Here is a 7,669-nt window from a genome sequence, read left to right on the forward strand (position 1 = left end):
CCCGCCCCGGCGGCCCCGCCCTCACCGTCGCGGTCGCCCGCATCCCGGCCACCGACACCGCCCACCGCATCGGCGCGCTCGTGGTCAACGAGGGCGGCCCCGCCGACCCGGTCATCGACTACCTGCTGGAGCGCCGGGCCGCCCTGGGCGAGCTCGCGGCCAGGTACGACCTGGTGGGGGTCGACCCCCGGTTCGTCGGCCGCAACACGCCCATCGACTGCCGCTGGCCGACCAGTACGTACTTCCGCGCGGCCGGCGAGGACCGGGCGGGCTTCGACCGGATGGCGGCCTTCCAGCGCGAGCTGGCCGCCAAGTGCCGCCGCAACGCGGCCGGTCTGCTGCCCTACGCCTCGACCCGCAACGCCGCACGCGACCTCGACGTGGTGCGCACGGTGCTCGGCGAGCGGCGGATCTCGTATCTGGGGATCTCCTACGGCACGTATCTGGGCGAGGTGTACACCGCGATGTTCCCGGGCCGCACCGACCGGGTCGTCCTGGACGGCGTGCACGAGCCGCGCCGGCTCGCCCCGTGGGCCGAGTACGCAACGGAGGAGGTGAACGAGAACGCCCTGCGCCACTGGGCCGGGTGGGCCGCGCCGCGCGATGCCGTCTACGGCCTGGGCACCACACCCGAGGCGGTCCTCGCCACGGTGGACCGCATCCGGACGGCCGCCGCCCGCCGCCCGTTCACGGTCGGCACCTACCGCCTCGACGAACACCTGCTGCCCCTGCTCGTGTACGGAGTCCTCGGCGACGACCTGGAGCGCAGCGACGCGGACATCGCCGTCATGGTGGGAACGCTGAAGCGGGCCGCCGAGACCGGCCACGCCGAGCCCGACCCCGGGCTCGCGGAGCTGCTGCCGGGGCTGTTCACCGGCGCCTACTCCGCCTACGGCAGCACCCAGACGGCCTATCTGTGCGCCGACACCCCTGGTCCGCGCGACCCGGAGGTCTTCTGGCGGGCCGTCGAAGGCAGCCGCGCCGCCCACCCGCTGTTCGGCCCGATCCTCAACGACATCACCCCGTGCCCGTTCTGGCCCGCGCCGCGCGAGCGGCCGACCGTCGTGGACAACGACGTTCCGGCGCTGATGGTCAACGCCACGGGTGATCCGCGCGTCCCGTACACGGAGGCCCTGGCCATGCACGCCAAGTGGCCGAGCTCCCGGCTGATCACCGTGGAGAACTCGTACCGGCACGCCGTGTACGGAACCGCCTACGGCAGCACCTGCGTCAACGGTGCCGTCAACGCCTACCTGGCCGACGGGCGGCTGCCGGGCGCCGACCTCAGCTGTCCGTCGGCGCGCGGCGACAACCCGTCGACCGGGCCGGTGCGTCAGGTGCCGTAGACCTCCAGCTCGTATATCCGGGCGGCCTGGTCACCGCTCTGCGTGGGGCTGAGGACCGAGAGCCGCACATAGCGGGCCGAGGTGGCGACCGGGTGGGTGGTGGAGTCGGCGCTGTTGCCGCGGACCTGGGCCACCGTGGTCCAGGTCGCCGCGTCGGCGGAGACACTCAGGTCGAAGTCCTTGGTGTCCAGAGCGGCGCTCTCGCCACCCGCGCCCGCGTGGCGCACGGTGATCGAGTTCAGCGGGTGGGAGGCGCCCAGGTCGACCCGGAGGTCTTTGGTGCCGGAGGCCAGGGAGCACCACTTGTCGCTGTTGCCGCCGCTGACGCTTCCGTTGACCGCCTTGTCCGGGGTCTCCGACGCGTTGCACGGGGCCGAGCCCGTCGCCGGCTGCCCCAGGGCGAGGTTGCCGCTGCCGCCCCCGTACACCTCCAGTTCGTAGACACGCGCCGCGTTGCCCGAGGTGTTGGCCGGGCTGGTGACCACCAGACGGACGTAGCGGGCGGCGCGCGCCGAGACGGGGTGGTAGGTCCGGCTGGAGCGCGAGCCGGTGACAGTGGCCGCCGTGGTCCAGGAGGAGCCGTCGGTGCTGGTCCGGATCTGGAAGCCGCTGGTGTTCCAGCCGGTGTTCTCACCGCCGAGACCGGCGTGCTTGACGACGAACGACGACACCGTCTTCGCGGACCCCAGATCGACCTGGAGTGAGGGGCTGCTCGCGGCCGAGCACCACTTGCTGTTGTTCCTGAGCGAGCCGTCCACCGCCTTGTCGGCCGACTCGGCCGCCGCGCAGACCGCCGATCCGGTCGCCGTGGCGCCCTGGGCGAGGTCGGCACCGAGCTCGGGCGCGGCCGGTACCGGAGTGGCGCCGTCCTGGAAGGAGGGCGGCACATCGGACGCGCCGGTGCCCCAGGTGGGGCCGGGGGTCGCGCCCAAGGTGTACGAGAGGGTGGCACCGGCCGCGAGGTCCGGGTAGCGCAGATAGCTGTGGCCGGTGGCGGTGCCGTTGACGGCGAGGCCCTGCACATAGGGGCCGGAGCCGGCGGCGCTGATGCTGATGTTCCCGGCCGCGCGCTGGATGAGGACGGAGGGGAACTGCGGCCCGTGCAGCGCGAGGACGTCCGCGCCGGGCGTGGCCGGATACATGCCGAGCGCCGCCCACACGTACCAGGCGGAGGTGGCGCCGAGGTCGTCGTTGCCGGGCAGGCCGCCCGCGCCGGTGGTGAAGGACTCGGCCATCACCTTGCGCACCGCGTCCGAGGCCCCGGCCGGACGGCGGGCGTAGTTGTAGGCCCACGGCACCCCGTGCTCGGGCTCGTTGCCGATGTAGTAGTAGGGCCTGCTCTGACCCGCGTTGACCTCGGTGAAGTGGTGGTCCAGGCGCTGGACGGCGGTCTGGCGGCCACCCATGGAGTTGATCAGGTCGGCGAAGTCGTACGGGACCATCCAGGTGTACTGGGAGGCGTTGCCCTCCGTGAAGGTGGACTGGCTCGCCGGGTCCAGCGGCCAGGTCCAGGAGCCGTCGCCCTTGTGCTGCTGGACGTACGAGGACTCGGAGTTGAAGGTGTTGCGCCACCACTGCGCGCGGCTCATGTGGGTGGTGTGGGCGGCGGTGTCGCCGAGGGCCTTGGCGAACTGGGCCACCGCGAAGTCGGACGCGGAGTACTCCAGCGAGTCGGAGGGGTCGTCGAGGTAGTGCAGGTTGGTGTACGTCGACTGGCGTCCGCGGATCGCACTGCCCTGGGCGGTGCCGCCGTTGGACGCCTTCTCCATCAGGGCGAGCGCCGCGCCGGTGTCGAAGTCGCGCGCCCCGAACGCGTACAGACTGGCCACGATGATCGGGCCCGGGTCGCCCGTCATCACGAAGTCCTCGTTGGTCTGCTGCGACCACTTCGGCAGCAGGCCGCCCTGCTGCCCGTCCAGCACCATCGACTTGGCGATGTCACTGGCCTCGGTGGGTGCGATCAGCCCTATCAGGGCCGCCCAGGAGCGGTAGATGTCCCAGCCGGAGTAGTTCTGGTAGACGGGCCGGGACGACTTGTGCACGGCGTTGTCGAAGCCCCGGTAGTCGCCGTTGACGTCGCTGGAGACGTTGGGGCTCTGCAGGACGTGGTAGAGCGAGGTGTAGAACTTCTGGCGCTCCGCGGTGCTCCCGCCGCCGACCTGGACCCGGTTGAGCATCTGGTTCCAGGAGTCGTCGGCCGCCGTGCGCACCGCGCCGAAGTCCCAGCCGCCGTTCTCCGCGGCCACGTTGGCCTGGGCGCCCGCGACGCTGACGTACGACAGGCCCACCTTGAACTGGACCGTGGAGGTGGCGGTGGTGTCGAAGGTGACGTAGGCGCCGGTGTTGGTGCCCGAGGCGTTCGCCGAGCCGTCCGTGACGGTGGCGCCCGACCAGGTGCCGAAGCCGGTCGGGGTGCGGTCGAAGCGGATGTCGAAGTAGATCTGGTACGTCTTGGACGAGCCGCAGAACCCTCCTGCGGTGACGCTGCCGGTCAGTTCGTCGCCGCTGATGTGCACGGTTCCGGCGCGGCTGCCGGTGGCGCTGCGGCCCGTGGCGACCAGCAGGCGGGAGGCGGCCGAGGCGGGGTAGGTCAGCTTGCCCATGCCGGTGCGGGTGGTGGCGGACAGCTCGACGTCGGTGGCGTAGCGGTCCAGGCGGGTCTTGTAGTAGCCGGGCCTGGCCACCTCGTTCGCCTTGGTGTGACCGGACGCGTAACTGGTCCAGTTGGAGCCCGGTGAGGTGCCGAGCGCGCCGGTGACCGGCAGCAGCGGCAGGTCCTCGTTGTTGGCGCAGCCGGCGCCGTCGAAGTGGGTGAGGCTGAAGTCCTCGACGGTGGCGTCCTTGTAGCGGTAGCCGGACGGGGAGGCGGTGGGGGTGTCGGGGCTGAACTGCACACCGCCGAAGGGCACCACGGCGCCGGGGTAGGTGCTGCCCCCGGCGCCGCCCGGCACCGGATTGGGGGCGTTGCTGTCGTCGGTGCCGATGAACGGATCGACGTACTGGGTCAGTGGCAGCGCCGCCGCCTGGGCCGGCGCCGCCGCGGCGAGGCCGACGAGGCCCGAGGCGGCCAGGGCGAGGGCGCTCAACGCCCCCGTGTACCGGGAGCGGAGACGGGATCTGGAGGGGTGCACGGATCGGAGCACGAGGGGGGACCACCTTCTCGCGGAGGCCCGCTCGCCGTCCGGCGGGCTGCCTCGGGGACGGGGATGCTCGGAGTGCGGGTGCTGGGTGGGCGTGTGAACGTTACCAATCAACTCAGGATTGTTGAGGTGTCCCTGACGACTCGTCAAGAGTGCGGGACATGAACAAGCCGCGGCACGGGCCGTCAAGGATGGGAACGTTACCAAGCCGGGGACGCGTCGGGGCCCAGGCCGCACCAGCGGCCCCAAGGTCCCCTCATCCGGCCTGACATGCGGCTCCGTCTGCAATCATCGACGCATCGCAGTCCCTCCCCGAGAGGGATCCGCCGCCGAGGAGGCCCGTGAAGCGCCCGACGATGAAGGACGTGGCCCGCGCCGCCGGGGTCAGCCCCATGACCGTGTCGCGCGCGGTGTCGGGCGAGCCAGGGGTCTCCCCCGCAACGGCCGCCCGAGTCGAGCAGGCCGTACGGCAGTTGGGCTACCAGCGCAACGACAACGCCCGCAACCTACGGCGCAAGAACCCCGGGACGTCCACGATCGGGCTCGTCGTGGACGACCTGGCCAACCCCTTCTACGCGCTGATGGCCCGCTCGGTGGAGGACGAGGCGCACCGCCGCGGCTCTCTCGTCCTCGTCGGCAGCACCAACGACGAGCCGCGCCGCGAACGCGAGGTGATAGCGGCCTTCACCGCCCGCCAGGTCGACGGCCTCCTCCTGGTCCCCACCATCGGCGGCCACGGCTTCCTGAAGCAGCCGATGGAGGGCGGCACGCGCGTCGTCTGCGTGGACCGGCCCGCCAAGGGCCTGGCCGTCGACACCGTCACGGTCGACAACCGCGCCGGCGCGGAGCGGGCCGTACGCCATCTGCTCGCCCAGGGCCACACCCGGATCGCCTATCTCGGCGACCGGTTCGGCATCTGGACCCAGCGCGAACGCCACTCCGGCTACCTCGACGCGCTGGCCGCGCACTCCCTGCCCGAGGACCCCGCGCTCGTACGGCACGAACTGCGCAGCCGGGCGGACGCGGCGGCGGCGCTGGCCGCGCTGCGGGCCCTGGACCGGCCGCCCACCGCCCTGTTCACCACCAACGACGTGATCACCATGGGGGTGATGGGCGCGCTCGGGCACGCCGACCGCGTCGACGTCGTCGGCTTCGACGACTTCCCGCTCGCCGACCGCCTCAGCCCGCCGCTCAGCGTCGTCAGCCAGGATCCGGTCGCGCTCGGCGCCACCGCCGCCCAGCTGCTCTTCTCCCGCATCGACGGCGATCGCTCGGCGCCCCGGTCCGTCGTCCTGCTCACCCGGCTGATCGTCCGCGGGCCGGGACAGCGGGGCTCCTGACGCCCCGGGGAGCGACTTGGCGCGGTCAGGGGGTGTCGCCCGCCCAGTCCCAGTGCTGCGGATCGCCGGGCCTCGGCCCGTACCAGGCGCGGCCGCCCGGGCCGTGGGAGCCGATCTCCGTGGCCAGCGCGGCGCCTTCGCCCAGCTGCCCGTCGGTCCAGCCGGTGACGTCGAGCAGCAGCCCGTCCAGCGGGCCCGCCACCAGCTCGCGGTAGCGGCGCCCCGGCTGCGGCCCGGGATCCGGATCGTCGTGGTCGGCCCCGTAGACCCGGCGCCGTATCAGCTCGTCCATACCCGCCAGCGTGCCACCCACCACTGACAACGCCCGGTGCGGGCGCGGGTGACCCGGCTGCACCACCCGGGGTGCGCCCGTGCGCCCGATCGCGAATCGTGGTGTCCCGATGGCATTCGGATCCGCCGGCCCGATCGCCGGGCGCGGCGGCGGAGCGGCAGTCAGGGCGGCGTGCGATGGAGCTGGAAACACAGGTCGACGGCCTCATGGACGGGCTCCGCGCCGATCTGGAACGGCTGGCGGCGATTCCCTCGATCGCCTTCCCGGGCTTTCCGCCCGAACCCGTCGAAGAGGCGCACGACCTGGTGGCGGAGCTGCTCCGCGAGGCCGGAGTGCCCCACATCGAACGGCTCGACCTGCCCGGCACCGCCCCGGTGGTGTACGGGCAGATCCCCGCCCCCACCCCGGACGCGCCCACCGTCCTGCTCTACGGCCACTACGACGTCCAGCCGCCCGGCGACCAGAGCCTGTGGCTCTCCCCGCCCTTCGAGCCGACCCCCGTCGAGGGCGGACTGCGCGCCCGGGGCATCGCGGACGACAAGTCCAACGTCATCGCCCACCTCGGCATGCTGCGGGTGTACGGGGGACGGCCGCCCGTCGGCGTCAAGATCGTGATCGAGGGGCAGGAGGAGTACGGGAGCGCCTTCGACACCTTCCCGCCCACCGACCCCGAGCGGTTCGCCTGCGACGCGATGGTCATCGCCGACCTCGGCAACCTCCGCCCCGGCACCCCGACCCTGACCACCGGGCTGCGGGGCGCCGCCGAAGTGACGGTCGAGGTCCGCACCCTGGACGAGCCGCGCCACAGCGGCGAGTTCGGCGGGGCGGCGCCCGACGCGCTGCTCGCCCTGCTCAAGGTCCTGGCCACCCTGCACGACGTGCACGGCGATGTGGCCGTCGAGGGCCTGCGCCGCGACCCGTGGACCGGGACGACGTACACCGAGGAGGAGTTCCGCTCCCTGGCGGGCGTACGGGAGGGACTCCCCCTGATCGGGTCGGGATCGCTCGGTGAGCGGCTCTGGAGCGGGCCCGCGATCACCGTGATCGGCCTGGACGCGCCGGCCGTCGAGCACGCGGCCTCGGCGGTGGTGCCCTATGCCCGGGCCAAGCTGAACCTGCGCTTCCATCCGCTCCAGGACCCACGCGAGGCGCAGCAGAAGCTGGTGGACCATCTGCGCGCGCTCCGGCCGTTCGGCATCCCGCTGACGGTCACCCCCGGCGACACCGGCCCCGGATATGAGGCGGCCACCGGCGGGCCCGCCTACCGCGCCGCGCTCACCGCCCTCAAGGAGGCCTGGGGCGAGGAGGCCTCGTATGTCGCCACCGGCGGCTCGATCCCGCTGGTCAACGGCCTGGCCAAGGCGGCGCCGGGAGCGGAGGTGCTGCTGTTCGGTGCCCAGGACAGCATGTGCAACCTGCACGCCCCCAACGAACGGGTCCTCTTCTCCGAACTGCGCAACACCGTGATCGCGATGGCCGCGTTCGTACGCGAGTACGCGGAGGACTTCCCCGGCCGCAAGGGGGCCGGAACGTGAGCGGCGTGGGCGGGAC

The 7,669-nt window shown here is 72.7% G+C and carries 5 protein-coding genes; 3 read left to right on the plus strand and 2 right to left on the minus strand.

Annotation, left to right across the window (positions count from 1 at the left end; all coding sequences use genetic code 11):
* Positions 1-1,346: alpha/beta hydrolase (locus A8W25_RS29785; RefSeq protein WP_067167476.1), on the plus strand; the 1,346-nt coding region annotated here is incomplete at its 5' end.
* Here the strand turns inward: A8W25_RS29785 and A8W25_RS29790 are convergent.
* The gene (locus A8W25_RS29790; protein WP_067167478.1) at positions 1,334-4,432 is read right to left on the minus strand and encodes a GH92 family glycosyl hydrolase; all 3,099 of its coding nucleotides are present in this window, start codon (positions 4,430-4,432) and stop codon (positions 1,334-1,336) included. The two genes, A8W25_RS29785 and A8W25_RS29790, sit on opposite strands and share 13 nt — an antisense overlap.
* A gap of 395 nt (positions 4,433-4,827) precedes the next feature.
* Here A8W25_RS29790 and A8W25_RS29795 point away from each other — a divergent pair, with 395 nt between their 5' ends.
* Positions 4,828-5,826, plus strand: coding sequence for a LacI family DNA-binding transcriptional regulator (locus tag A8W25_RS29795; protein ID WP_234386646.1), 999 nt, complete (start codon positions 4,828-4,830; stop codon positions 5,824-5,826).
* A 25-nt stretch (positions 5,827-5,851) separates the two neighbouring features.
* On the opposite strand, the gene A8W25_RS29800 is transcribed toward A8W25_RS29795, so the two are convergent.
* The gene (locus tag A8W25_RS29800) at positions 5,852-6,118 is read right to left on the minus strand and encodes a hypothetical protein (RefSeq protein WP_067167479.1); all 267 of its coding nucleotides are present in this window, start codon (positions 6,116-6,118) and stop codon (positions 5,852-5,854) included.
* Positions 6,119-6,294: 176 nt separating this feature from the next.
* On the opposite strand from A8W25_RS29800, the gene A8W25_RS29805 reads away from it, so the two are divergent.
* Positions 6,295-7,653 (plus strand): M20/M25/M40 family metallo-hydrolase, encoded by a 1,359-nt coding sequence (locus A8W25_RS29805; protein ID WP_067167481.1) that lies wholly within the window; start codon positions 6,295-6,297, stop codon positions 7,651-7,653.
* The last annotated feature ends 16 nt before the right edge of the window (positions 7,654-7,669 follow it).

Source organism: Streptomyces sp. ERV7, assembly GCF_001653515.1.
Lineage (GTDB): Bacteria > Actinomycetota > Actinomycetes > Streptomycetales > Streptomycetaceae > Streptomyces.